25 protein-coding genes, 2 pseudogenes and 1 riboswitch are annotated in these 24,560 nt (G+C 41.6%); of the genes and pseudogenes, 5 read left to right on the top strand and 22 right to left on the bottom strand.

Annotated features, from left to right (window positions below):
* Positions 1 to 14: 14 nt before the first annotated feature.
* Positions 15 to 395, bottom strand: a complete 381-nt coding sequence (locus tag RSK81_RS04275; RefSeq protein ID WP_223310795.1) for a RidA family protein — start codon at positions 393 to 395, stop codon at positions 15 to 17.
* A 132-nt stretch (positions 396 to 527) separates the two neighbouring features.
* Positions 528 to 572, top strand: a riboswitch (PreQ1 riboswitch).
* Positions 573 to 692: 120 nt separating this feature from the next.
* On the opposite strand from RSK81_RS04275, the gene RSK81_RS04270 reads away from it, so the two are divergent.
* Both RSK81_RS04270 and RSK81_RS04265 read left to right on the top strand, forming a co-directional pair.
* A complete protein-coding gene (locus tag RSK81_RS04270) occupies positions 693 to 1,664 on the top strand; it encodes a nucleoside hydrolase (RefSeq protein ID WP_268689390.1) in 972 nt (323 codons plus the stop codon).
* A gap of 13 nt (positions 1,665 to 1,677) precedes the next feature.
* Complete coding sequence (locus RSK81_RS04265) at positions 1,678 to 2,229, top strand: ECF transporter S component (RefSeq protein ID WP_002925350.1); 552 nt, start codon at positions 1,678 to 1,680, stop codon at positions 2,227 to 2,229.
* A gap of 87 nt (positions 2,230 to 2,316) precedes the next feature.
* Here RSK81_RS04265 and RSK81_RS04260 read toward each other — a convergent pair whose 3' ends face one another.
* From RSK81_RS04260 to cdaA, 7 genes are all read right to left on the bottom strand, one after another.
* Positions 2,317 to 2,478: a hypothetical protein gene (locus RSK81_RS04260; RefSeq protein WP_002925352.1), complete on the bottom strand. Its 162-nt coding sequence runs from the start codon at positions 2,476 to 2,478 to the stop codon at positions 2,317 to 2,319.
* Between the two features lie 11 nt (positions 2,479 to 2,489).
* Positions 2,490 to 3,800, bottom strand: coding sequence for a GTPase ObgE (gene obgE / locus RSK81_RS04255; RefSeq protein WP_315687536.1), 1,311 nt, complete (start codon positions 3,798 to 3,800; stop codon positions 2,490 to 2,492).
* Positions 3,801 to 3,850: 50 nt separating this feature from the next.
* Complete coding sequence (locus RSK81_RS04250) at positions 3,851 to 3,979, bottom strand: DUF4044 domain-containing protein (protein ID WP_002895969.1); 129 nt, start codon at positions 3,977 to 3,979, stop codon at positions 3,851 to 3,853.
* A gap of 117 nt (positions 3,980 to 4,096) precedes the next feature.
* On the bottom strand, positions 4,097 to 5,857 hold the full coding sequence (locus RSK81_RS04245) for an Ig-like domain-containing protein (protein ID WP_315687535.1): 1,761 nt from the start codon (positions 5,855 to 5,857) through the stop codon (positions 4,097 to 4,099).
* Positions 5,858 to 5,922: 65 nt separating this feature from the next.
* Complete coding sequence (glmM, locus tag RSK81_RS04240; RefSeq protein WP_002902729.1) at positions 5,923 to 7,275, bottom strand: phosphoglucosamine mutase; 1,353 nt, start codon at positions 7,273 to 7,275, stop codon at positions 5,923 to 5,925.
* Positions 7,276 to 7,369: 94 nt separating this feature from the next.
* On the bottom strand, positions 7,370 to 8,134 hold the full coding sequence (locus RSK81_RS04235; protein ID WP_315687534.1) for a YbbR-like domain-containing protein: 765 nt from the start codon (positions 8,132 to 8,134) through the stop codon (positions 7,370 to 7,372).
* Positions 8,122 to 8,970: a diadenylate cyclase CdaA gene (gene cdaA / locus RSK81_RS04230; protein ID WP_315687532.1), complete on the bottom strand. Its 849-nt coding sequence runs from the start codon at positions 8,968 to 8,970 to the stop codon at positions 8,122 to 8,124. Before cdaA ends, RSK81_RS04235 begins: the two co-directional genes overlap by 13 nt.
* Positions 8,971 to 9,202: 232 nt before the next feature.
* Between cdaA and murT the strand changes: the two genes are divergently transcribed.
* The 3 genes from murT to RSK81_RS04215 are packed head-to-tail and all read left to right on the top strand — an operon-like array spanning position 9,203 to position 11,607.
* The gene (gene murT / locus RSK81_RS04225; RefSeq protein ID WP_315687530.1) at positions 9,203 to 10,546 is read left to right on the top strand and encodes a lipid II isoglutaminyl synthase subunit MurT; all 1,344 of its coding nucleotides are present in this window, start codon (positions 9,203 to 9,205) and stop codon (positions 10,544 to 10,546) included.
* Positions 10,546 to 11,331, top strand: coding sequence for a lipid II isoglutaminyl synthase subunit GatD (gene gatD / locus RSK81_RS04220; RefSeq protein ID WP_315687529.1), 786 nt, complete (start codon positions 10,546 to 10,548; stop codon positions 11,329 to 11,331). Before murT ends, gatD begins: the two co-directional genes overlap by 1 nt.
* A gap of 18 nt (positions 11,332 to 11,349) precedes the next feature.
* On the top strand, positions 11,350 to 11,607 hold the full coding sequence (locus RSK81_RS04215) for a LapA family protein (protein WP_315687528.1): 258 nt from the start codon (positions 11,350 to 11,352) through the stop codon (positions 11,605 to 11,607).
* Positions 11,608 to 11,625: 18 nt separating this feature from the next.
* Here RSK81_RS04215 and RSK81_RS04210 read toward each other — a convergent pair whose 3' ends face one another.
* From RSK81_RS04210 to RSK81_RS04145, 14 genes and pseudogenes are all read right to left on the bottom strand, one after another.
* Positions 11,626 to 12,807: an MFS transporter gene (locus tag RSK81_RS04210; RefSeq protein WP_315687527.1), complete on the bottom strand. Its 1,182-nt coding sequence runs from the start codon at positions 12,805 to 12,807 to the stop codon at positions 11,626 to 11,628.
* 78 nt (positions 12,808 to 12,885) lie between these two features.
* Positions 12,886 to 13,749: a MutR family transcriptional regulator gene (locus RSK81_RS04205; RefSeq protein ID WP_315687525.1), complete on the bottom strand. Its 864-nt coding sequence runs from the start codon at positions 13,747 to 13,749 to the stop codon at positions 12,886 to 12,888.
* A 200-nt stretch (positions 13,750 to 13,949) separates the two neighbouring features.
* Positions 13,950 to 14,836 (bottom strand): annotated as a pseudogene (locus RSK81_RS04200) (hypothetical protein).
* A complete protein-coding gene (locus RSK81_RS04195; RefSeq protein ID WP_004187641.1) occupies positions 14,829 to 15,728 on the bottom strand; it encodes a hypothetical protein in 900 nt (299 codons plus the stop codon). Before RSK81_RS04195 ends, RSK81_RS04200 begins: the two are co-directional and overlap by 8 nt.
* Before the next feature lie 28 nt (positions 15,729 to 15,756).
* Positions 15,757 to 16,422 (bottom strand): hypothetical protein, encoded by a 666-nt coding sequence (locus RSK81_RS04190; protein ID WP_315687523.1) that lies wholly within the window; start codon positions 16,420 to 16,422, stop codon positions 15,757 to 15,759.
* A 369-nt stretch (positions 16,423 to 16,791) separates the two neighbouring features.
* On the bottom strand, positions 16,792 to 17,070 hold the full coding sequence (locus RSK81_RS04185) for a DUF4176 domain-containing protein (RefSeq protein ID WP_315687522.1): 279 nt from the start codon (positions 17,068 to 17,070) through the stop codon (positions 16,792 to 16,794).
* Positions 17,071 to 17,080: 10 nt separating this feature from the next.
* Positions 17,081 to 17,743 (bottom strand): hypothetical protein, encoded by a 663-nt coding sequence (locus RSK81_RS04180; RefSeq protein WP_315687521.1) that lies wholly within the window; start codon positions 17,741 to 17,743, stop codon positions 17,081 to 17,083.
* A gap of 90 nt (positions 17,744 to 17,833) precedes the next feature.
* Positions 17,834 to 18,597 (bottom strand): annotated as a pseudogene (locus RSK81_RS04175) (hypothetical protein).
* A 369-nt stretch (positions 18,598 to 18,966) separates the two neighbouring features.
* Positions 18,967 to 19,683 (bottom strand): hypothetical protein, encoded by a 717-nt coding sequence (locus tag RSK81_RS04170; RefSeq protein ID WP_049547899.1) that lies wholly within the window; start codon positions 19,681 to 19,683, stop codon positions 18,967 to 18,969.
* Between the two features lie 66 nt (positions 19,684 to 19,749).
* Positions 19,750 to 20,499 (bottom strand): hypothetical protein, encoded by a 750-nt coding sequence (locus tag RSK81_RS04165; RefSeq protein ID WP_061595295.1) that lies wholly within the window; start codon positions 20,497 to 20,499, stop codon positions 19,750 to 19,752.
* 88 nt (positions 20,500 to 20,587) lie between these two features.
* Entirely contained in the window at positions 20,588 to 21,145 is a 558-nt protein-coding gene (locus tag RSK81_RS04160; protein WP_061595289.1) for a hypothetical protein, read from the bottom strand.
* Between the two features lie 158 nt (positions 21,146 to 21,303).
* Positions 21,304 to 23,199 (bottom strand): ABC-F family ATP-binding cassette domain-containing protein, encoded by a 1,896-nt coding sequence (locus tag RSK81_RS04155; RefSeq protein WP_061595288.1) that lies wholly within the window; start codon positions 23,197 to 23,199, stop codon positions 21,304 to 21,306.
* A 99-nt stretch (positions 23,200 to 23,298) separates the two neighbouring features.
* On the bottom strand, positions 23,299 to 23,664 hold the full coding sequence (locus RSK81_RS04150) for a hypothetical protein (RefSeq protein WP_002912086.1): 366 nt from the start codon (positions 23,662 to 23,664) through the stop codon (positions 23,299 to 23,301).
* Between the two features lie 4 nt (positions 23,665 to 23,668).
* A complete protein-coding gene (locus tag RSK81_RS04145; protein ID WP_315687520.1) occupies positions 23,669 to 24,388 on the bottom strand; it encodes a matrixin family metalloprotease in 720 nt (239 codons plus the stop codon).
* Positions 24,389 to 24,560: the final 172 nt, after the last annotated feature.

Below are 24,560 nucleotides of genomic sequence, written 5' to 3'. Positions count from 1 at the left end.
TTCCCTGCTCTTTTTTAGAGAATCTCGGCAATAACCTCGATCTCAATCTTCACATCCTTAGGCAGACGAGCCACTTCTACTGCTGAACGAGCTGGAAATGCTTCTGTAAAGGCTGTTTTGTAAACTTCATTAAAGGCCACAAAATCATTGATATCACTCAAGAAGCAAGTAGCCTTGACCACATGGTCAAAGTCTGTTCCAGCAGCTTCCAAAATGGCTGAAACATTTTTCAGTACCTGCTGGGTCTGCTCTTCAATAGTCGTCCCAATGATTTCTCCTGTATCAGGAGACAGGGGAATCTGCCCGCTCGCAAACAAAAGATTGCCAACAATTTTTCCTTGAACATAAGGTCCAATCGCTGCTGGTGCTTTATCTGTATGAATCGTTTTTGCCATAATTATCACTTCTCCTACTTATTTTTTTCATTATACCATAAAAAGATGGGGGTGGCCATGTTAGGCTTACTCCCATTGACTTTTTCCTTATTTTTATTTATGATAGAAAAATGGAGAAATCAAAACCTCGGTTTTGGACTGGTTCGAAAACTTCCCAGAATAAAAAACTAAGTGCCTTTATATTGTATATAAAATGTCTTGCGCATAGTTTTTTTGCTGTCTCCTCGATTAGGCTGACAGTTAAGAGGTTGGGACCGATTGTCTCAACCTCATTTTTATTTAGGCAAAGGAGAACTCATGAAAAGAAAAATCATTATCGACTGTGACCCTGGTATAGATGACAGTCTAGCCCTAATCTATGCCATTCAACATCCCGATCTAGAAGTAGTAGCACTAACCATCGTCGCTGGAAATGTCCCAGTAGATCTTGGTGTTGAAAATGCCTTTAAAATATTAGAAAGACTGAATCGGTTAGATATACCAGTCTATGCAGGGGCAGAAAAACCTCTAGTCCGCGATTTCGTTTCAGCCCAGGATACCCACGGTATGGATGGTTTAGGAGAGAGCAGAATCAATCGGACAAGCAATTGTCAGCCCCAGCCTCAAAAAGCCTCTGAATTTCTGGCTACCTATTTCCAGAAGACTCAGGACACTTCCCTAATCGCCTTGGGACCATTGACTAATCTAGCAATGGCAATAAAGCAAAATCCCCAAATTGGAAAACATATCAAACGCTTTGTCAGCATGGGCGGCAGCTACAAATCTCATGGCAACTGCTCACCTGTAGCCGAGTATAACTACTGGTGTGACCCACACGCCGCTCAATTTGTCTATCAAAAGTTAGGCCGGAAAATCGAGATGGTGGGACTGGATGTCACACGCGCCATCGTCCTCACCCCTAATCTGTTAGAGTACATGCGTTACCTGCAGCCAGAAGTAGCTGAGTTTGTCGGTCGCATCACGCGTTTCTACTGGGACTTTCACTGGGAATATGAACACATCATCGGCTGTGTCATTAACGATCCGCTTGCTATTGCTCATTTTCTGCATGAGGATCTTTGTACGGGCTTTGACTCCTATGTCGAAGTCGTAACCGAAGGCATTGCTCTTGGACAGACTGTGGTTGATGCTTATGACTTCTATCATAAACCAGCCAATGCCTATATTGCAACTCAAGTCAGTCCCTCACTCTTCTTCCAAGACTTCTTGGCCATTCTCCTGAATCAACCTAAGGAAACGATTGCTCGAGACCTATCATCACTTTTATGAGGAAAATTTTATCATGAAAAAATCAACACCCCTTATCCTAAGCTTCTTGTCTATCTGTATCGCTCTTAACTACGTGGGAGCTAATATTGCACTATTTCTGAAATTACCTATCTATCTAGATACCTTTGGAACGATTCTAGCTAGCTTGACCTTAGGGCCTCTTGCTGGGGCTGGCATTGCCTTTCTCAGCGCCCTCATTGGCTGGATGACAACTGATATCTTTTCTCTCTACTACTCGCCAGCCGCTATCATCATTGCTCTTTCAGCAGCTTGCTTTTTTAAAGAAAAAGGAAGCTTAAAGCTCAGTCTTCTCTGGAAAACCCTATTGGTAGCCCTTCCAGGTACCCTAGTAGCCTCTGCAATCACTGTCCTGCTCTTCGGAGGCATAACATCCAGCGGATCCAGCTTCATCGTCCAAGCCCTACGGGGAATGGGAGCCAACCCCGTCCTTAGTATCGTCCTCGTCCAAATACTGACTGATTATGCAGACAAGCTTATCGTTCTAGGTGTCTGCCTAGCTGCTCTCCCTCGAATAAAAGCAGTCAGTCCTAAAATCTTTGCTTAAAACAAAGGTTAATTACCTTAACGAATACATCTTTGGCGCAAAAAAAGCAGCTGAGTAGGATTATTTCCTGCTCAGCTGCTTTTTATCTTATTCATCTTCTGCTTTCGCTAATGCTTCTCTTTCCAGACGCAGCTTACGCTTGGGATTCAGTTTGTTAAAGAGCTCTTCTAGCTTTTCTGCATTCCAGACGTCAGCTGCAGAGACAAAATTTCCATTTTCATCGCGGAAGGATATTGGTTTATCACCCATTGCAAGCCTCCTTAGTCAACGAATTCAAACTCAAACTTGCCGATGCGGACCAGGTCACCATCCTTAGCTCCGCGAGCACGAAGTGCTTCATCAACTCCCATACCGCGAAGTTGACGGGCAAATTTCATGACTGCTTCATCGCGGTCAAAGTTGGTCATATTAAAGAGCTTCTCAAGCTTGTCACCAGACAGTACCCAAGTCGCATCATCATCACGAGAAATTTCAAAGGCTGGCGCTTCTTCATCAAAGCCATAGTAAGCTTCTTCTTCCATTTCAGACTCATCATAGAGAAGAAACTCAGGCGTCTTATCCAGTAATTCTGCGGTCGCATCCAAGAGGGTCGCAAGTCCCTGCTTGGTCAGACTCGAAATTGGGAAGATTTGTGGCAACTCCGCAAATTCATCATAATTAGCCGCTAATTTCTCTTTGAATATCTTAAGATTTTCAGCACTATCTGGCATATCCATCTTGTTAGCAACAATAATCTGCGGGCGCTCCATGAGACGAAGATTGTAGGATTCTAACTCTTTATTGATAGCTAGATAGTCCTCATAAGGGTCACGCCCCTCACTAGCTGATATATCGATGACGTGCAGGATGACACGTGTCCGCTCAATATGACGGAGAAACTGGGTTCCCAGTCCAACCCCATGGCTGGCCCCCTCAATCAAACCTGGTAGATCTGCTACTGCAAAGGACTCTCCAGACTGGGTGCGAACCATGCCTAGATTGGGAACGATGGTCGTGAAATGATAGGCACCAATCTTAGGCTTAGCTGCTGTGATGACACTAAGCAAAGTGGATTTCCCGACAGAAGGGAAGCCAACCAAACCAACGTCTGCTAGGACTTTGAGCTCCAGCAGAAGCTCTCGCTCTTGACCTGGTTCTCCGTTCTCAGAAATCTCTGGAGCAGGATTTTTAGGCGTCGCAAAGCGGATATTTCCACGACCGCCACGGCCACCACGCGCTACGATAAATTCTTGACCATTTTCTACCAAGTCCGTCAGCACCTTGCCAGTCTCAGCATCACGAACCGTCGTCCCCTGCGGCACTCGAACAATCAAGTCCTCAGCACCTCGGCCATGCATGCCCTTGGTCATGCCCTTTTCACCAGATTGAGCCTTGAAATGGCGATTGTAGCGAAAATCCATCAGGGTACGAAGGCCCTCGTCTACGACAAAAACAACATTGCCGCCACGACCGCCATCACCGCCCCAAGGGCCACCATTAGGAACATATTTTTCACGGCGAAAGGCCACCATGCCATCGCCACCATTGCCAGCCTTAACTTGAATCTTGGCCGTATCTAAAAACATACTCATTTTTTCTATTCTCTTTTTCTAGTCTAAAAAAACGCCCTGAAGCGTCTGGATTAAAAGATTGCACTGAGAGCAGAAGCAAAGATTGCTCCAACTGTCACGATGAGCATGATAATCACGACTAGCATCGTCAATTTTTCAAATCCTGTTTTTTTGCGTTGTCCATTGTCACCAAAAGCCACGATAATACCCCTATCCTATAAAAATTTCTAGGTCTATTCTAACATGATTGCGCGGTTTTTTCAAATGGAAAAGCATGTAAAAAGGCTTTAAGAGAAAACTCTTAAAACCTTTGAATATTATCTAGTCTTTTTTTGAAGAAAGACATAGCTTCCAAAGCCAACTAAGATTGCCAAACCTGCAACTGACAGCCAAAGTGTCGTTTCTTGACCAGTCTTAGGCAGAACCTTTTTGTTGCCTCCTGCAGCACCTGGATCATTGGTACCGTTGTTTGAATTATTATTTCCATTCCCTGGATTGTCTGTTCCACCCTTTGGATTGTCGGAACTGTTACCAGGGGTATTGTTACCATTGCCTGGGGTATTATTTGGGTTGTTGTTTGGATTATTATTTGGGTTATTGTTAGGGTTGTTATTTGGATTGTTTGGATTGTTGTTATTTCCAGGGTTAGGTGGCTGAACTGCCTTGCCTGGATCATTACCTCTATAGGTATTTGTAAAGACTGGATCCAAATCATATTTAACAGATCCCAAAAACTCACCATTCACATCTTTAACAGTAACTGTCAGCTGAGCTTCCTTGTCATCATAGATGTAGTTAGCATCATTGCCCGGAATTTCCTTAATGCTGTAGCGGTAGTCCCCAGCTGCATTATAGTTCAAGGCTTTGAAATTGATAGAACCATCAGCTTCATTGGTAGCTGTTTGAAGTAAAACACCGTTTTCGTCAAAGAGACCAAAAGTAAATTGACCCTTCTCTAACACTTTATTAACAAGTTTTTTCTGTGCCTGAATCTTCACATCTTTTGCTAGCACAGCGCTTCCTTTACCAGAGCCCTCTTCCAAGCGGACTGACTTAGTAATGGTGCGTTCTGGGAAGCCTTTAGCTGTCCAAGATAACTTGTTGTTAACCACATCGCCCACTTTTGTACCTTCTGGTACGCGAGTAGAGTACTCGATGTACATTGGCCAGTTATAGTTATCACCAAAGTTGATGGTAAAACCGTTAGCATCGCCATTAGCGTTTTGGGTTAGGACTGCTTTGTTAGTAAAGTTATCAGCAACAGGCAGCGTCAGGATATGAGCTTCATTGCGGATACCACCAGCAACTGGAGCATAACGAACAGCCCGCAGCGTACCAGGAACCAAGGTCAGACCATCACCAAAGGTGTCTGAAATCACCATGTTGCGAAGCATGTCCTGTCTTGCATTCAGGATAATGCGCCATTTAACAATACTCGGATCAGTGCTGTCCTGGTAACCATATTTCATTTCATACTCACCAGCAGTTCCTTCTTCTTTCTGGTATTGGAAAGAAAAGTCTGTCTGACCAAATTTGAAGGAAACAGGACCTGTTTCTTTGACTTTTTCGTTATTGATACGAACATTAAAGCCCAAAGATAGCTCTTTCTTTTGGGTATAGTTTGTAAAGTAGTTACTGAAAGTCACTGTAACTGACTGAGTCGCCGGGTCAGTTTGAGCTGTACCGACTAACTCTCCCGTATGATTAACAACATCATAGACATCGAAGTTTAAGGCCGTAATCAGACTTAATTCTTCCGGAAGTTTAAAAGTCAGGGTATCCCCTTCAGCGATCGTTTGAGCCGCAGGAAATGTGAAGTTGGTTGTTACAGACAAGGTTTCATTAGTCTTAACAGTTGAGTCACTTGTTAATGGCTCACCATCCTTAGTAATGCTGGTTTGCTGACTGTATTCAGTTACTTCAGAAGCCTGAGTTCGAGCAGCAAAACCTAAACCTGTAACAATAGCTGTTAATAAGATAAGAATTTTAAAAATAATTGTATTTTTATTTTTCATCTTTTTCTCCTTTCGTAGCTTATTATACCAAGAGTATTGCAATTTATCAACATTTTTATTCATAGTGTTTAAAAATTCATAACAATGTAAAAAAACCAAGACGTTATGTCTCAGTTTCTTTACATTTATTAGTCTATTCCAATTTCATCTCGAACAACATTGGCAATGGTATCTACATAATAATTTACTTCTTCGTCAGTTGGTGCTTCAGCCATGACCCTCAGCAGAGGCTCAGTTCCACTCGGACGAACCAAAATCCGGCCATTGCCAGCCATTTCGGCTTCCATTCTCTCAATCACCGTCTTGATAGCTGGGACTTCCATCGCCTTATCCTTCATGCTGTTTTCCACACGGATATTGACCAGTTTCTGCGGATAGATGGTTACTTCAGCAGCCAATTCAGATAGTTTCTTACCTGTTTCCTGCATGACCTTGGTCAATTGCACAGCTGAAAGCTGACCGTCACCTGTCGTATTGTAGTCCATGATGATAACATGCCCAGACTGCTCGCCACCTAGATTATAGCCATTCTTGCGCATTTCCTCCACTACATAGCGGTCACCGACTGCTGTCACAGCCTTTTGAATACCTTCACGATCCAAAGCCTTATGGAAGCCAAGGTTGGACATGACAGTCGTAACAATGGTATTCTGCGCCAGCTCGCCTTTTTCAGACAGGTACTTACCGATAATGTACATAATCTTGTCACCATCTACCAGCTCACCATTTTCATCCACAGCAATCAAGCGGTCGCTATCTCCATCAAAGGCCAGACCAATCGCTGCACCAGACTCACGAACAACTTCCTGCAAAGCTTCAGGATGCGTAGACCCGACATTCAGATTGATATTGAGGCCGTCTGGATTTTCTCCGATAATCGTCAACTGTGCGCCGAGATCCGCAAAAATCTGACGGGCGCTGGTAGAAGCCGCACCGTTAGCCGTATCTAAGGCCACATGCATTCCTTCTAGTTCCAAACCAGTTGAAACCAAGTATTGTTGGTACTTGCGCAACCCTTCTGGATAGTCAACCAAGTCACCTAAACCTTCGGCGCTTGGACGTGGCAAGGTATCTTCTGCTGCGTCCAGCAAAGCTTCGATTTCCAATTCACGCTCATCATCCAGTTTATAGCCGTCACCACCAAAGAATTTGATACCATTATCCAAAGCTGGATTGTGGCTGGCAGAAATCATGACTCCAGCGCTGGCCTTCTCTGACTTAACCAGATAAGCTACACCAGGCGTTGCAATGACACCCAGCTTATAAACATGAATCCCAACGGACAAAAGTCCTGCAACCAAGGCGCTTTCCAGCATTTCTCCTGAAATTCGAGTATCACGGCCAACAAAGACCCGAGGAACTTCACTTTCGTGCTGGCTCAGAACATAACCACCAAAGCGGCCGAGTTTAAAGGCCAATTCCGGCGTTAATTCCACATTTGCTTCTCCGCGAACACCATCGGTTCCAAAGTATTTACCCATTATAAATAGTTTCCTTTCATAAGACCTGGATGTAAAGGTTTTGGCTGCAAGCAAGTCAGACCGCTTTAATCCAAGTTTATTTTCAAAATTTTAGTTAGTTTTTATTTGATGAGCTCGTATTTGAGCTACTGTTAGAGGAGGACGAGCCTGAGTTGTCTGCTGTTTTAGTGTTGACACGCATAGTCGTTTCAAATGGTGTCACCACGCTCGGCATGACATTCCCCTGTCCATCAACAGCCTGCAGCGGCGCTGTCCCTCTGTAGTTGCCGGTGATAATGACATTGGTTGGGAGAATAGCTACGACATATTCAATCTTAGATAGGGTCTCCTCGTCACTGGTTACTGTAGCTTCCTTATTTTCCAAGGTTACACCACTGATAGACACATTTTCAGCCACCTGACTGTCTGTGATGAGGTAGCGGACCTCAACCTTCTTGCTGGCTTTTTTACCAATCTTAACAGAAATCTTCTGTGGAGTGACTGCAGCAGTCAGACCGCTCGGTAGGTTTTCCACTTTCAGAGGAATCTCTACTGTGCCTTCTGTAGCTTTGGAAAGATCAGCTACAACTCGAAACTTCCGAGTACTTTCCTGCATTTCACTGGCTAGATTGACTCGGTTGGAGCCTGTCAAGGCAACGGAAACTTCAGAAGTAAAGCCACTGATAAAGTAATTCTCGCTGTCATATTTGATGTCAATTGGCACATTGGAGACCGTATTGGTATAAGTTTCAGATGTGACCTGTCGAACTCCCGTATTGTTTTGATAACTGCTAGAGGTTGCATAGACAAAAAGCACTAGGGCAAAGAAAAACGAAGAGATGATATAAAGAATTTTTTTACGTTTTTTCATTTCTTCCATCCTCCCATGAAGCGTTTTTTCAAACCTGCTGGCTTGTCCTGCTCTGATAAGAAGACCCTTCTCAACTCTGTCTCAAACTCATCCAAAGTCAAATCATGTTTGAAAATCCCATTGTGCGTGGTGGAAATACCGCCTGTTTCTTCTGAAACGACAAAAGTAAAAGCATCGGATACTTCAGACAGGCCAATAGCTGCGCGGTGCCGGGTTCCAAACTCCTTAGAGATGCCACTGCTTTCTGTCAGAGGCAGGTAGGCACAGGAAGCTGCAATCTTATTGTTTTTTATGATGACAGCTCCATCGTGCAATGGCGTATTAGGGATAAAAATGTTGATTAGCAGCTCTCCGGACACATCTGCATCCAAGGGAATCCCTGTTGCAATGTACTCCTGCAAGGTGCGGGTTCCCTGAATAGCCACCAAAGCCCCGATTTTCCGCGGACTCATATAGGCAACAGACTTGACAAAGGCCTGAACCATTTTTTCTTCGTTACTGATGGGCGTCGTAGAAAAAATATCCGTTGCTCGGCCCAGCTTTTCCAATCCTGCCCGAATCTCAGGCGAGAAAATCACCACGGTCGCAATGACCCCGTAGGTGATGACCTGATTGATCAACCAAGAAATGGTGGTCAAGCCGATGATATTGGCAAAAAATTGTGCCAAGATAAAGAAGAGCACCCCGCGGACCAAAATCATAATCTTGGTACCAGCAATGGCCTTGATTAGATAATATAAAATCCATGCGACGATAGCGACGTCAATAATATTAATTACAATCCTCCAAGGGTCCGAAAACAAACTGGCCCAATATTGGAGATTGGTTAGTTGTTGAAAATTCATACTTAGACTTCCTACTCCTCTACAAGCAAAGTCAAACAGCTGTAGCAACAAATCGAACTTATTAAATCTAGTCACAGCCTGATTTTATCTTGTAATTAGAGTTTACTCAATTAACTTCTCTCTTTTTATTTTACAGTGGGTCTTAATGCTTAAAGACTTACCAACCCATTATATCACGTTTGTCAATATTTTTCTGTAACCTTCTTTACTTTTTTATGATAAAATATTTCTTATGAAGATAAATACAGCATTGGGCCTCTTGGCAGGCAAGTCCTCCCACTTTGTTCTCAGCAAAATGGGGCGTGGATCAACTCTGCCGGGGAAAGTTGCCCTGACATTTGATAAAAATATTTTACAAAACCTAGCAAAGAACTATGAGGTCGTGGTTATTACCGGAACCAATGGTAAAACTCTGACTACAGCTCTGACAGTAGGCATTCTCAAGGAAGCCTTCGGAGAAGTGGTGACCAATCCCAGCGGTGCCAATATGATCACTGGGATTACGACAACCTTCCTGACTGCTAAAAAAGGCAAATCTGGCAAACATATCGCTGTGCTAGAAATAGATGAAGCCAGCCTATCTCGGATTTGTGATTATATCAAGCCTAGTCTCTTCGTCTTTACCAATATTTTCCGCGACCAGATGGACCGCTATGGTGAGATTTACACGACCTACCAGATGATTCTGGATGCTGCAGCTAAAGTGCCTGAAGCGACTGTACTGATGAATGGTGACAGCCCCCTCTTTAACTCGGTCAGTCTGAAGAATCCTGTCCGCTACTATGGATTTGATACCGAGAAAGGCCCAGCTCAGCTGGCTCACTACAATACAGAGGGCATCCTCTGCCCCAAGTGCGAGCATATCCTCAAGTATGAGCTCAACACCTATGCTAATCTGGGAGCTTATATTTGTGAGGACTGCGGCTTCAAGCGTCCCAAGCTTGACTACAGCCTGACCGCTCTCAAAACACTTGAGCATAACCGCTCGGCCTTTACCATTGATGGACAAGACTATCAGATCAATATCGGAGGCCTTTATAATATCTACAATGCCTTAGCCGCTGTATCAGTAGCTCAGTTCTTTGGTGTCGAGCCGGCTACTATCAAGGCTGGCTTTGACAAGAGCCGAGCTGTCTTTGGCCGTCAGGAAACTTTCAAAATCGGCGATAAGGAATGTACCTTGGTCTTGATTAAAAATCCGGTCGGGGCGACCCAAGCTTTGGATATGATTGGACTTGCGCCCTTTGACTTTAGCTTGTCCGTCCTGCTCAATGCTAACTATGCAGACGGCATTGATACCAGCTGGATCTGGGATGCTGATTTTGAGAGGATTTTAGAGATGGAGATCCCTCATGTCATTGCTGGCGGTGTCCGCCACTCTGAGATTGCTCGTCGACTGCGGGTAACGGGCTATCCAGCAGATCAGATTACTGAAGTCAAAGATTTGGAAGCAGTCTTTAAGGCCATTGAGCAGCAAGAAACCAAACATGCCTATATCTTAGCAACTTATACTGCCATGCTGGAATTCCGCGACTTGCTGGCAGAACGACAAGTGGTCAGAAAGGAGATGAACTAATGGTATACAGATCCCTCACTTCTCCTGAAAACCAGGATTACCGTTACGATATTAAAATTGCTCACCTCTATGGCAATCTCATGAATACCTACGGCGACAACGGCAATGTCCTCATGCTCAAGTATGTAGCTGAAAAGCTAGGCGCTAGAGTTGAAGTCGATATCGTCTCTCTAGAAGATGACTTTGACAAGGACAGCTATGACATCGTCTTCTTTGGCGGAGGTCAAGACTATGAGCAAACGATCGTGGCTCGTGACTTGCCAGCTAAAAAGGAAGCTTTGGAAAATTTTATCAATGACAACGGCGTTGTGCTAGCTATCTGCGGTGGTTTCCAACTCTTAGGCCAATACTATATCGAAGCTTCGGGCCGTCGAATCGAAGGTCTGGGCATCATGGGCCACTACACCCTCAATCAGACCAAAAACCGCTATATCGGTGATATTAAGATTCATAACGAAGAATTCAACGAGACCTACTACGGCTTTGAAAATCACCAAGGGCGCACTTTCCTCTCTGACGACGAGAAACCTCTGGGTAAAGTTGTCTATGGAAATGGCAACAACCAAGAGGATGGTTGCGAGGGTGTTCATTATAAAAATGTCTTTGGCTCCTACTTCCATGGCCCTATCTTGTCTCGCAATGCGAACTTGGCCTACCGTCTGGTGACCACCGCTCTGAAAAACAAGTATGGCTCAGATATTGAACTGGCGGCTTATGAAGATATCCTAGCCCAAGAAATCCCAGAAGAATATGGAGATATCAAGAGCAAGGCTGAGTTTGAATAGATAAACAGGAGAATCATTATGAAGGAAAAATTGCATTATATCCTGCTTTTAATTACCATTCTATTGGTAGCCAGTATTTCCTTGGCCAATATGCAGAGTGTCAATGTTAGCTTTATCTTGTTCAGCTTCAAACTTCCCTTAATCATATTGATTTTGGTCTCAGTGCTCCTAGGCTCTGTCATGACCTTTCTCATCAGCATGGTGAAAAATTTCTCACTGAAAAAAGAGCTTAAAAAAACCAAAGAAGCACTTAAAAATTCCCATACAGAAAACTAGGTTGGAAATTATTCCAGCCTAGTTTGTTTGTATTTTCTTTTGATAAAGGTAGGAAATCAAAGCCAATCCCATCACTCCGAAACCAATCAGAAGAAAGGAAAGGGTATGGACACTCGGCAGAACAGTCATCAGAAAAGTCGCAGGAGGCATGAAAAGAATTGCCAGCGTGTAGATCGTTGAGAAAACGCGGCCTAGATACTGCTTGTCCACCTTGGTCTGAACCTGGCTGAAGAAATGAATGTTGAACACAGTCATAAAGAGCTCGCAGATAAGATTACCAGAATAAGAAAAATAGGGATGAACTGGTAGCAAGGCAGAGACACCCATGACTGCGACTCCGACACCGGTCAATAGCAGGGCTACAAGTAAATTTCCCATACTGGCCTTAACCTTGCTGGCTAGAATGGCTCCAATGATTGATCCTATAGCACCCAAACTCAGAATAGTTGCATAAGAGCCTGTCTTTTCATAGAGCTGATTGGTAAAAGGCAATAGATAATTAAAGGCCGCAAAGAAAAAGTTGACTGCGGAAGCTACTAAAAGCAGAAAGAAGATTTCTTTTTGCTGACGGATATAGACTAGCCCTTCCTTGATATCTCTCAGGATATTTCCAAAATTGATGGGAGACTTCTGCTTGCTTGGCTCATGATTAGGCAGAAAGTAAACCAAGGCAAAAGCCAGAAAGAAACTCAGTGCATCCAGCTGAAGGGTCATGCGCAGATTCGCATACTGCATTACGATAAAAGACAAAACTGGGGCTGAGACACTGATAACCTGCAAGGCCAATTCCAGATGAGAATTGTAGGCCACGATGTCTTCCTTGTCCACAATCTCTGTAATGTAGGATTTATTAGCTGGCCGAGAAAAGGCAAAGGCTATAGCCTGAACCACATTGGCAAAAATCAGCGCTCCAATCATCAGCTGATTATTAGAGATAAAGGAAATCAGCAGACAAAGGCCGGCACAAATCAAGTCCGTTACCATCAGCACCTTACGCCTGGAAAAGCGGTCCGTAATAGCTCCCCCCAAAGGATTGAATAAGATGGAAGTAACTAGCTCCGATATCTGGTAAATGCCCAAGACCCTCTGTCCCAGAGTTCCCAAAGAAGCAAGCCAGATGCTGTTTCCATAGTCATAAAGCATATTCCCGATTTTATTAATAGCAGCCCGTGTAATCAGCTGTGCTGCATGTCGATTCATAAAAATACCTCCTTCCATTTCTGAAACTATTGTATCAGGAAAGGAGGGAAGTCCTTTATTTTTCCCATATTTGGGAAATTATGCTTTTACAAACTTATCGAAATGCTCTTGATAATAGGCGACTTGCTCAGGTAGTTCCAGCACTTCAAAGATATGCATGGCTTCCTGCATTTGCTTGATTCCCTGCTTCTTCTCCCCCTTCTGATAAGCCGCAAAACCCTTGAGATAGAGGAACACATTGCGTTCATAGAGTTTAATGCCCTTGCCAATGATTTTCTCCACATAAGCCTCAAAATAATTAGCCTTATCAAAAGAACGACTTTCCAAACAATGCTGGTAGCAATTGAGCGCTAAAATCAAGACTAGTCTCTTATGGCGACCGATTTCTTTGTAGTAGTCCTCCCGCTCCATGACTTCCTTGCCCAGACGGTAGACGTAGTCCACATCATAAAAGCTATAGAGGTTTCCAAAGAGGATCAGCTCGTACATGGTCCAATCTTCCACTTGGAAAAGATAATCAGCCACCTTATCTAAATCCTCTTGTCTCATGCGAAAATGACTGTCTCGCTGACAAATCAAGCCCTGCATCAAAATCCAATTCAGCTCATAGTAAAGAGGAGCGCTGCTGGCCTTGGCCTTTTCCAACTGCTCCGCTTGCAAGTCCTGAAATCCCTTGATGTCATTTGAGTAGTAAAGTGGGATAATCTGCCCCATCATGGCCACATGTTCATGCTGCCGGAAATTCCGTGCCTTGTCTATAAAATTTTCAAGGGTCACATGAATATTATCCAAGAGATCTAAAAATTTCGAGAGGGTCATGTCCGACTCACCCAGCTCAAAACGAGACAGCTGAGAGGTCGAGCAAACCTGACCCGCCGCTTCCTTCAAAGAATAATGCCCATTTAAACGAAAATCACGAAAAACTTTGCCTAAATCTTCCATTTGTTTACCACTTCAATTCCTTTAATTGCTGTTTCGCTTCCCTAGTCGCTCTTTCAAAACTACCTTCACCGCCCCTTGTTCGGATTTTATTTTCAGACGAGGCTCTTTTCGTCAAAATCTTATCGGCTGAAAATCGGAAAAGGCAAATTCTTCTAAGAATCCTGTCTACTTATTCCTACCACCCATACCAATCGTTCTTTTCATCTGTTTTTTAATAAATCCTTGTGTTTTTTTAAATATTTTTTTCCATACCATTCCTCTACAGACTTGCCTTCCCACTCACGGTATTCTTCGGGATATTTCCATTTGTAGAAAGCTTGTAAATAACTAGGAAATTCGATGTAGATTAGCATAGCAATCACAGCAATATTTAGGATAATCCATGTTATCAAAAGACCTAAGCCTTCCAACGAAGTTGAAAATTTTATGGAAAAACTCTTTATAATAAAGTTTATAATTACTCCAATTCCCAAAAAACTCATTCCATAAATCGCTATCTTATTGGCAATTTTGTTGCGAAGAGAAGAGCCACTTCCATTACCATACATCAGTTTTTTAAGACTTTCAATTTCAAGGCTAAACATAAAATAGGCTAATATAGAAATAAAAACAAAAATAGCAGCAATCATCCAAATAGATAAAGTTGGTAATGATATATCAATAGCTAGCAGGTTAAATCAAAACTAAGCCAAATTAAAAATGTGAGAACATGAAAATGATAACGATAAGGGAATAAATAATTTCTTGTAATAAACTTTCCAACTAAGACAATGAGTAACCATATAAACAGGAATAAAACATATATTTCAGCTGACAATAATGGAGTTTTAGATATAGAAACAGCTAAATCTTTTGGGTTGGAATCATGTAGATAAATCGAAATCACTAAAAGCATAAAATTCAAGCTTATTGGAAATATCAATGTCAGAATAACACTCTGAATTTTTAATCCTATAGAAGGATGGCCTTTTCTATAATACTTTTCTAATTTGCTATAGACATCTTTTTTCTGATACTGTAAAAACCCATCATCTTCCAGATTTAAACTCTCTTCAAAACTAGCATTAAAAATAGATTTTTTATCCATAAGTTTGATTACCAATCTTCTTTTGTAGTAGTTCAGGGTGCTTTTTCAAGTACCTCTTCCCATACCATTCCTCTACGGACTTGCCTTCCCATTCTCGGTATTCTTCTGGATATTTCCACTTGTAATAGGCTTGGAGAAAATATGGTAAACCTATAAAAACAATTATTGCAATCACCATAATATTAGCAAAGACCCATAGAAGTAAAAAACCAAATGCTTTCATGGAATTTGAAATATCTACAGTAAAGCTTCCGAAAATATATTTTATAACAATACCAATCCCTAAAATCCCCATGCCATAAATAGAAATCATTTTAGCAATCTTATCACGAAAAGTCACTTGTCTATCCTCATCATACATAAGCTTTCTTAATCCTGTTAACTCCATACTAAACATCATGTAAGTGAAGATCATTATTACTCCATATATAGCAATAATTTCCCAAAATGCCAAATTTGCTAATAGAATGTCAATAACTATCAGATCTATTTCTAATAAAAACCAAAGCATAAATGTAAAAGTATGAAGCTGATAGCGATATGGTAAAAGATAAGTTCGTTTAGTAAATTTTCCAAGAATGACTAAGAACAGCCAAATAAGAAGTAAAATCAAAAAAACATTTACAGTTAATGACTCGTGCTTAGATATCGGAAGAGTCAGGGTCTTACTCTCATGAAATTCCATAGATACAACAAGCAACATAAAGTTAAATCCAACAGGAAAAATTAAACCTAAAATAAAACTTCTAATTCGAAACCAAAGAGATGCTCTCCCTTTTTTAAAATAGTTAGACGTTTTATCATGCTGCTCTTGCTGCAACTTTCGAAACCCATCATCTTCCAGATTTAAACTCTCTTCAAAACTAGCATTAAAAATAGATCTTTTCTTCATTTTTTTCACCCAAATCCTAGTGCCTTACCTATTCATAGTCAGGATGTGTCCTTATATAGATTGCTGCATATAAAGCATCTATCATAACAGCTGGGAAAGTTAAGTTCATCAAAATTCCAATGAAAACACCAAAAACATTCTCACTGTAACCAGTAAGAATTGCTAGTACTAGCATGGCAGCTAAAAAAGCAACTCCAAAGTTGAACAGCCGTTCTTGCTTTCTACCTTTTTCTTTTCCGCCATATGTCTCCCACCGGTTGAAAGCCCAGATTTTCCCCTGATTTTTAGGAAGGTAATACCAAGAGTAGAGAGTGCATGAAAATAGAAAAATACAAAAGTCTACAAGATTATAAACAAGTGCCAAGCCTGAATATATCCCACCATTACCAACTAGCATGACCAAGCCTATAAAATTGACGTCAACAAGCACAACTAAAACAATTATGGAAACAAATAGATAGATGAAACTTTTAAATTTTAGAATAAAATTATTAAAGAAAGAGATTGGAATTGCAACACCACTAATGGACATACAAATTATGAACAGGATCTTATAGACGCCAACATGGTCTATAAAGGTCGTCCCAAAAAATGCCATAAAGGAGATTGCCAGTGTAATCCAAGGTAGAATCTTAATATAGCCTAAACTAACCCCATTAGTAATTAAAGGTCCATGATATCGTTCTTTATACATGCTTATCCTCTGATTGAAATTGCTTAATACTTTTCTCGTACTGAGCTAAGAGGACCGCTAAGACATTCGAAAAATTTGTCAATAGCGGTACTTGGTGATTGGTGATTTTTGCATTAATTGCTTCCTTCACCTCTCCTTTGAGGCTTTCTAAATGTATCAAATTTATAAAAGAGGTCTTAGCTGTCTCAAGCTAAGCATTGATGGAGGTTTTTGAATTAAACAAGGCTGTCTTTTGTTCATAAACCTCTTTCAATCTACCTTCCCTATGCGGTATAGAAAAACAAAGCCATCTGCTCTTAATTATACCATGAATCTGGAAGCCGATAAATAAAAAATCGCTTTGACTCAAGCGATTCTTCTCATACCATATTAAATAGAACCTTTTAGAACATCTGTTGACTTCATCCAAGTTTCGTAATGCTCTTCAAAAGCCTCTTCGTCTTCATTTCTATATCCTTTAACATTCTCTCTATTGAAAAAGAACAAATTATCTGGTGTTTGCCTCCCATTCGGAATAACTACTGAACCGCAGTCAAAATAGACACTCTTAGTCCCTCCTTGGCCATCTTCCACTTCGATTACACTAGCCTGTGAAACAATCATCACTTCTGTATCATCGCCGTTTTTAAGGGTTACTACCGAACCCAAATGTAAAATTTTATTTGTTTTCTCCTTCTTCCCTAAAACGCACTTTCCCTTGACTGTATAGCTTCATAATCTTTACAAAACGAACTGGATTGTTTTGATTATAAAACAAAAAGGGCGTATAGAACATAAATCCGGCTATCCAAAAACCGTAATTAGTCTCAATAGGCTGACCAAACTTTTGAGTATAGCCGTAAAAAACAAATACTAAATATATATCAGCAGCAATTATTATGTAGCGAGCAATTCGATAGATTGTTGAAGATGCTTTAGCTGGGTCAAAATTCTCGTCACCCACCATCAAATTATGGGAAGCTGCATAATAAAACACCTTCTCTGTTGTCGGCTGAGCCTTGCGAACATTTTTATAAAGCCCTCGCTCAAGAATAGCGACCATTAACAGAAACTCAGCCAACCAAAATAGTAGTATATAGGTCAAACTGGTCCAGTTATAGACACCAATGGACAAGACTGAAAAGAATCCAAAGACAGCAGGTCCACCTGCCATCAATAGAATCACCAATTCAGGAATATAGGCATTGGTCTTACGCGCTCCTTCCGTATTGAGCAGGAAACTTTTGGGAGCTGCTAAAGCCTCTCTAGTCTGCTGGTCATAATAGACCGCCTGACCATCACACTCGCCAATAAATACTCGACGACGTCTAAGAAAAAACATTCTAACCTCTTTCTAATTGCTTATTGAAGTTCTGTTACCAAACTTTATAATCTCTACTGCTTCACTCACTTTTATTTAATTTCAAATCAGCTAAGCTCCAGCTTTATAATCATGTAGCTCTTTTGTCAAAATAGCTCCATCCGGTCCGACGCTCACTTCTAGATAGACATCTGGATCGTCGTCAGATCTACATATCACACTAATTTTCCCCTCCTCAAACCGTTGTGATAATTTCAAGATTCTAACAAAGTAATTTTGATTGAACGCAACAAAAGCAATTCCCAACAAAAGACCTGCAAATATAATCTTAAAAATTTCACCTCCAATCGGTTGCCCCAACAAGTCTTTAAAGCGGGAAATAAAATCATAGACATAGTAGAAACCTACTGCAGGAATAGTAAATAAGAGTGCATTAAAATATAAAAAAGCACCTTTGCTAAATCCTTTTTTCCCCTTCTTTTCTTCTTCGTCTTGATTTTCGTCATCGGGATAAATCATAGTAGTCAGACAAACCGTTTGGGTAGTTACTTGAGCTTTATTGACATTCTATACAAGGCTCGTTCTACGAGGATAGTGATAAAAGCAAACTCTGCTATCCAGATAAGAATAACACTCCAAAAAGTAGTCATGCTATAAGTTCCTTGTAAAAATAGACTAAAGAAGGAAGAAATGCCACTTCCGCTAGCTATAAAGAGAACAACTAAGAGAGGAATATGTCGATTCATCTTATTTGACTTCTCTGTATCTAATAGTTTGCTTTTTGGCGCCTCTAAAACTTCGTGGGTCTTACGATCATAATAAATGGCTTTGTCATAATATTGATTCAAATAAAAACGACGTCTTCTAAAAAACATTCTAGCCTCTTTCTATTTTCTTTATTCTATTTCCTTTTTGACGCGATGATTTCTGTACCGTTCAACTGCCTTCAACCATCGAATCATATTATTTTGCCATAGCAATAGAACTGCGACAGCTGGCAAAATCCCCATCACGCTTAAATTGAATATCTTACTGCCGATGGGTGTTCCCATCATCTTCAAAACGAGCATGGTGAAGATAGAAATCGGGCCCACCAAGCCCATGATAGCCATAAAAACTGTGAAAATCCAAGCGAATCACGAAGAACTATAGATTGTTTCTTCATTGACTCCATCCAATTTAATTACACTATTGATCAATCGGTCTATAATGATTGGCCAGTTAACGGCCACTTTTTTGTACAATCACAACTCTTCATATTCTGGATGCTTTCGGATATAGATGGCTGCGTAAACGACATCCACGATAACCGCAGGAAACGTTAATGTGATTAACATCCCCAAGAAAAGACCGAAGATTCTCTCAACATAGCCTGTCATCACGGCTATGAACAGCAGTATAATTCCAATAACTCCCAAAATGTTGAAAAGCCATTCTTTTTTCTTACTATTCACCTTATAGGTCTCCCATTGGTTAATCTTCCAAATTTTCCCTTGATTTTGAGGGAGGTAATACCAGGCGTAAATCAAGGTCATCCCAAGGAATAAGAGCAAGATGGGAATGAGATAAAACAAGGTGAAACTGGAATCATTGACCGTTCGTGCACTAATAGAATCCTCGCCCGAGGTAAACATCAATAGGCCAATAAAGGTGAAGCTGACGACTATTGTCCAAGCTACCAAGCCGATTAAGATGTAGGTCAGAGATTTAAAGCGATTCACCAAAGAGTTAAAAAGGCCAAAGATAATACTAAATCCATTAATCAGAATACAAGAAAGAAATAAAACCTTGATAATACCAATCCTATCTTCGTAGCTACCCGCAAAATATAAAAATGCCGTAATCGGTAGCATGATCCAAGGAAAAAATTTAATATAGCCTAAACTAACCTCATTTGTAATCAAAGGGCCGTGGTAGCGTTCTTCGATCACTACTTTCTTTTTCTTTGAAGCTTTTGACATGAACTCCCTCTCCTTATCTGGTCAGATTGATTTTATACAAGAAAACTATTTTCCACTCTCTACCTTCTACTTCAAAACTTGGTTTTGATCTTTCTGTAGTTCGGTGATGATAGGTTCTTGATCTGTTCCCATCCTCACTTCTAGATAGACATCTGGATCGTCATCAGCTCTACATATCACATTAAGTTTTCCAGCACGGAATAAATCCAATATATCAAAAATCTTGGTAAGATTGTTCTGATTATATAATACGAAAGAAATACCTAATAAAAGTCCAGTTGCAATAATTTTAAATATTTCTCCTCCAATAGGATTACCTAACAAGTCTTGATAATTAAAAATAAAATCATAGGCATAGAAGAATCCAACCAAGGGTACTAGAAAAATTAAACCTCTTATCAAGCGTGTAGCATTGCGGCTATCTTTTTCACTCATCTCCATCTCTGCCTCCACTTCCTTGGCTTCGTCTGACTTTTCCATAATCACCCTACAAACCGTTTGAGAGGTAACTTCTGCTCTATTGACATTTCGGTACAAGGCGCGTTCTACGAGGATAGTAATAAAGGCAAACTCTGCTATCCAAATAAGAATAACACTCCAAAAAGTTGTCATGGTATATGTTCCATGTAAGAACAATCTAAAGAAAGAAATTAGGCCTCCTCCACTAGACAAAAATAGGACAACTAAAAGAGGTATATGCCGATTCATCCTGCTTGATTTCTCTGTATCTAATAGTTTACTCTTTGGTGCCTCTAAAAGTTCGTGGGTCTTACAATCAAAATAAATAGCTTTATCGCCATATTGATTAAAAAACATACGACGTCTTATAAAAAACATTCTAGCCTCTTTCTACTTAACTATATACTTCCTATTACCAAATCTCTGGATTGAAAACCAGGAAGACTCATTTTGCGTTTGCAATATAAGCCAATTTCTCAATTCTATCATGAAGGTCTTCTACATTCAAATTTTCTCGAAGGTATTCACAGAGCATTCCATTTTCATAAAACATTTGCTCTGAAAGCTGACCTTTAGGTTCATCGGGGCACTGAATCATAACAATGCTGAAAACACCACCGGGACCAGAATTCTCAATTGCATTCCCCTCAAAATGATAGGTGAAAGCCCGAAATTGAGAACCATTGTAGCTACCTGAAATTACATAGGCAACTTTCACCATATTCCCACGACCGAATGGATAATGACTAAAATGAGCATATTTTTCTACATACGGATTCTGGGAAAGTTTTAGTGTGAGGTCGTTACTTGTTTTTTGCTTGGAATAATCTCTGTAATAGTCATTACCTTGCGCTTTGTCAAATTGATAGCCGTGCTCGGAAGAGAAGGCTTGGTATACTTTATTCTTTTTAGCGGAATGACTAATCGCCCAATAAACTATCCAACCTACGAAAGCAAAAATTGCTAGCATTATGACAATAAAAATTATTACAAAATCCATCATTTTCTCCTATTTTTCTTAAATAAAACGATTCAGTCATCAAAATCTTTAGTAATACGATAACTGAACCACATTGAATATCAATTTAATTTTTCCTGTAAGCTCTAAGAAGCTCATTTCTCACAGAAACTAGGCATTCTTACACAGGTTCTTTTTCCTTCTCACACTTTCTCCGCCAGTTCTTCCCATTCTAACATGGCTTCTTCTTGGGCGGCGGTCAGCTGGTCAATTTGCTGCTGGCTCTCCATGAGTTCGGCGGCGTCATTAGTGGCCTCCATGGCTTCCTGAAGCTGACTGATCTGACTATCCAAATCCTCAATTTGCGCTTCCAGTTGTTCTAAGCGGCGGGCCAGCCGGCGCTGTTCTTTCTGGTTTTCCTTTTGAAGCTGATAGTCATTGGCAGGGGCAGGCTTATCTAAATCAACCTGCTCCGTCTCCTCACGCAAGGCTTCCTGCTCTGCCTTTTTCTCCAGATAGTAGTCATAATCACCCAGATAAAGGGTGGAGCCTGTCTCAGAGAGCTCGATGATCTGGGTTGCCACGCGATTGATAAAGTAGCGGTCATGGCTGACAAAGAGCAGGGTTCCGTCAAAGTCAATTAGGGCATTTTCCAGCACTTCCTTGCTGTCAATGTCCAGGTGGTTGGTCGGCTCATCTAGGATGAGGAAGTTCTTGTTTTCCATAGACAGCTTGGCTAGGAGCAGGCGCGCCCGCTCTCCACCCGATAACATGCCGACAGACTTCTTGACATCGTCTCCCGAGAAGAGGAAAGCGCCTAAGCGATTGCGAATCTCGACCTCTGGTGTCAGCTTGAAGTCATTCCATAGCTCATCAAGTACCGTATTGCTGGCAGTCAGTTTACTCTGGGTCTGGTCATAGTAGCCCACTTCCACATTAGCCCCAAGCTGTTCCTTGCCTCTGATGAAGGGTACTTGCCCGATTAGTGATTTAATCAGAGTCGTCTTTCCAATCCCATTTGGTCCGACAATAGCTACCGCATTAAACTTGCGAATATCAAGGTTAATCGGCTCCGACAGGACTTCCTCACCATAGCCAATAGCTGCATCTTCCAAGGTCAGAACAACATTGCCCGAAACCTTATCGGATTGGAAGGTCATATTAGCCGAGCGACTGCCGGTCTCCGGCCTGTCCAAACGCTCCATCTTTTCCAGCTGCTTGCGACGGGACTGAGCCCGCTTGGTTGTGGAAGCCCGGACTAAATTGCGATTGACAAAGTCCTCCAGCGCTGCGATTTCTTTCTGTTGCTTTTCATAGTTCTTGGCTTCGGTGGCCAACTTCTGCTCCTTTTGGATCACAAAGCTAGAGTAATTGCCCACATAGCGATCCAATGAATGCTTAGTCAAATCCAACGTGATGGTCGCAACCTTGTCTAGGAAATAGCGGTCGTGGCTAACGATAATCAAGGCACCGCTGTAGTTGATTAAGTAAGTCTCCAGCCAGGCAATGGTCTCGATATCCAAGTGGTTGGTCGGCTCGTCCAGTACCAGCAGCTCTGGCTTTTCCAAAAGCATCTTAGCCAGCGCCAGACGGGTATTCTGCCCGCCTGAAAGCTCAGAAATCTTCATCTGCCACATGGACTGGTCAAACTTGAAGGCATTCAAAATAGCTCGAATATCGGCCTCGTAGGTAAAACCACCTTTCTGGCGAAAATCCTCTGAAAGCTGGTCGTACTGGGTCATGAGAGCAGTCAGATTTTCCCCTGACAATTCTCCCATTTGCAGCTCCATCTGCCGCAAGCGCTTCTCTTGTTGACGCAGACTATCAAAGACCAGCAGCATCTCGTCGTAGATAGTATTCTCCGACTCAAAGCGGCTATCCTGAGCCAGATAGGACAGAGATAGGTCTCGTTTTTTATTGATCTGACCAGAAGTAGGCTCTTCCTCACCCACCAAAATCTTGAGCAGGGTTGACTTCCCAGCTCCATTTTTACCGACGAGGGCAATCCGGTCACCCTCATCCACCTGCAGGTTAATATTGTCAAAAAGAAGCTCCCCTGCAAAAGAGCGCTCAATCTTGCTTGCTTGTAAAATAATCATAAGACCATTATAGCAGATTTCCAGAAGCACAGCTATCAGAATTCAAGAGAAAGCGAACTCAGCTCCCCAAAAGAAAAAAGACAGCCACATCTGACTGTCTTACATAAAACTATTGAGAATGGATTGATTCTGCAAAATCAGATAAATTCCCAGCAGAATCAGAACCGCAAAGACAACAAATTTAATCATTCCCTTGATCAGACGAATAACCAGAAGGATAATCATGGATCCAACTAGCCACATAAAGGCGGAATTGTGAAAAAATCCCTGAACTGCCTCAATATTCTGGCCGAAGAAGAGCTGAATGGGCGCCGGAATATGATTTTCCCAAGCCGCTGTCACTCCTAGCTGGTTAGCAATCTCATTACCGCTTTTCCATAGCCAGACAAAGATTCCTGAGTTAAAAACAAAGAGAAAAACTTGCTCTGGAAAATGTCGAATCAAATAAAAAATAGATTTTAACATAGGCTTACGATTGATACAAGTCTTTTACAGCCTGGATATCTGTCGGCTGGATACTGTAAAATGAGCCTGCTGACTGCATCACTGATTCCTCCTCATTATGGTCTAATCCGATAGCATGGCCCAATTCGTGCGCCGCTGTATTGACAATCCGCTCATGAGAATAAGCATAGCGACTGTCTAGCAGGTAGTAACTATTAAGGCGAACTGTGACATGGGTAAACCGCTTGGTTAGGAGATTGGTCTGCGACTCAGCTTCACCAGCTGCACTGATGTTGCCATCGTTCATCTCCGTCGCGACAATGTCCGCCTTGTCTTTGTCATTGATGATTTGAAAGGTGAAGGCACCTGTTTGATTCCAAGAATCAATAGCCTCCTTATAGGCTGAACGGAAGGTTTCATTGTTTGTATCGATATAAATCGTGGCGCTTGGCTGATCCCAACGAGCCCCTGTTGTTGCATGCTCATCTGTCAGTTGATCCGTCTGCGTCTCCTCACTGCTGTGAAGCCCCGTGGAAATGCCTTGGTGATTTAAAAATTGATCCACTCTGCCAACAGCTGTCTGAACAGCCTGCGTCAGTCCCTCTGTACCCGGTTTTGTCGAAGTGGTAAAATAGAAAATTCCGACAATAACCATAAAGCTCAGGACAAAGGACCAAGCAAGTCCCCACACCACACGCCCAATCAGACGCATGAGGAACCAGATGCTTTTAAAAATAAGTCCCATCGCAACCTCCTTTACTAGATTGTAAGAGAACGTTGATTTTACCACCGCTTTCTTAAAAAAGACTGAAAAATTCGCCTTCTTTCATCTATTAGTATAAAAGAAAATGACTACAAATCTGCAACCATTTCTTTTCATACTATTGAATACTCTTTGCAAATCCATTTTTGAGTAT

This window comes from Streptococcus sp. DTU_2020_1000888_1_SI_GRL_NUU_041A (assembly GCF_032387735.1).
Lineage (GTDB): Bacteria > Bacillota > Bacilli > Lactobacillales > Streptococcaceae > Streptococcus > Streptococcus sanguinis.
The sequence above is the reverse complement of the archived record's forward strand: the minus strand, read 5'-3'. Positions and strand labels throughout refer to the sequence as shown.

Excerpts from the sequence above, each read along its gene's own strand:
- cdaA (WP_315687532.1), bottom strand. The coding sequence starts at position 8,970 with ATGAATTTTCAACAACTAACCAATCTCCAATATTGGGCCAGTTTGTTT.
- RSK81_RS04275 (WP_223310795.1), bottom strand. The coding sequence starts at position 395 with ATGGCAAAAACGATTCATACAGATAAAGCACCAGCAGCGATTGGACCT.
- RSK81_RS04155 (WP_061595288.1), bottom strand. The coding sequence starts at position 23,199 with ATGATTATTTTACAAGCAAGCAAGATTGAGCGCTCTTTTGCAGGGGAG.
- RSK81_RS04195 (WP_004187641.1), bottom strand. The coding sequence starts at position 15,728 with ATGAAGAAAAGATCTATTTTTAATGCTAGTTTTGAAGAGAGTTTAAAT.
- RSK81_RS04265 (WP_002925350.1), top strand. The coding sequence starts at position 1,678 with ATGAAAAAATCAACACCCCTTATCCTAAGCTTCTTGTCTATCTGTATC.
- RSK81_RS04145 (WP_315687520.1), bottom strand. The coding sequence starts at position 24,388 with ATGGGACTTATTTTTAAAAGCATCTGGTTCCTCATGCGTCTGATTGGG.
- RSK81_RS04210 (WP_315687527.1), bottom strand. The coding sequence starts at position 12,807 with ATGAATCGACATGCAGCACAGCTGATTACACGGGCTGCTATTAATAAA.
- RSK81_RS04190 (WP_315687523.1), bottom strand. The coding sequence starts at position 16,422 with ATGTATAAAGAACGATATCATGGACCTTTAATTACTAATGGGGTTAGT.
- gatD (WP_315687529.1), top strand. The coding sequence starts at position 10,546 with ATGGTATACAGATCCCTCACTTCTCCTGAAAACCAGGATTACCGTTAC.
- RSK81_RS04235 (WP_315687534.1), bottom strand. The coding sequence starts at position 8,134 with ATGGAAGAAATGAAAAAACGTAAAAAAATTCTTTATATCATCTCTTCG.
- murT (WP_315687530.1), top strand. The coding sequence starts at position 9,203 with ATGAAGATAAATACAGCATTGGGCCTCTTGGCAGGCAAGTCCTCCCAC.
- glmM (WP_002902729.1), bottom strand. The coding sequence starts at position 7,275 with ATGGGTAAATACTTTGGAACCGATGGTGTTCGCGGAGAAGCAAATGTG.
- RSK81_RS04180 (WP_315687521.1), bottom strand. The coding sequence starts at position 17,743 with ATGTTTTTTCTTAGACGTCGTCGAGTATTTATTGGCGAGTGTGATGGT.
- obgE (WP_315687536.1), bottom strand. The coding sequence starts at position 3,800 with ATGAGTATGTTTTTAGATACGGCCAAGATTCAAGTTAAGGCTGGCAAT.
- RSK81_RS04150 (WP_002912086.1), bottom strand. The coding sequence starts at position 23,664 with ATGTTAAAATCTATTTTTTATTTGATTCGACATTTTCCAGAGCAAGTT.
- RSK81_RS04245 (WP_315687535.1), bottom strand. The coding sequence starts at position 5,857 with ATGAATAAAAATGTTGATAAATTGCAATACTCTTGGTATAATAAGCTA.
- RSK81_RS04215 (WP_315687528.1), top strand. The coding sequence starts at position 11,350 with ATGAAGGAAAAATTGCATTATATCCTGCTTTTAATTACCATTCTATTG.
- RSK81_RS04170 (WP_049547899.1), bottom strand. The coding sequence starts at position 19,683 with ATGTCAAAAGCTTCAAAGAAAAAGAAAGTAGTGATCGAAGAACGCTAC.
- RSK81_RS04205 (WP_315687525.1), bottom strand. The coding sequence starts at position 13,749 with ATGGAAGATTTAGGCAAAGTTTTTCGTGATTTTCGTTTAAATGGGCAT.
- RSK81_RS04260 (WP_002925352.1), bottom strand. The coding sequence starts at position 2,478 with ATGGGTGATAAACCAATATCCTTCCGCGATGAAAATGGAAATTTTGTC.
- RSK81_RS04160 (WP_061595289.1), bottom strand. The coding sequence starts at position 21,145 with ATGATGGATTTTGTAATAATTTTTATTGTCATAATGCTAGCAATTTTT.
- RSK81_RS04165 (WP_061595295.1), bottom strand. The coding sequence starts at position 20,499 with ATGTTTTTTAATCAATATGGCGATAAAGCTATTTATTTTGATTGTAAG.
- RSK81_RS04270 (WP_268689390.1), top strand. The coding sequence starts at position 693 with ATGAAAAGAAAAATCATTATCGACTGTGACCCTGGTATAGATGACAGT.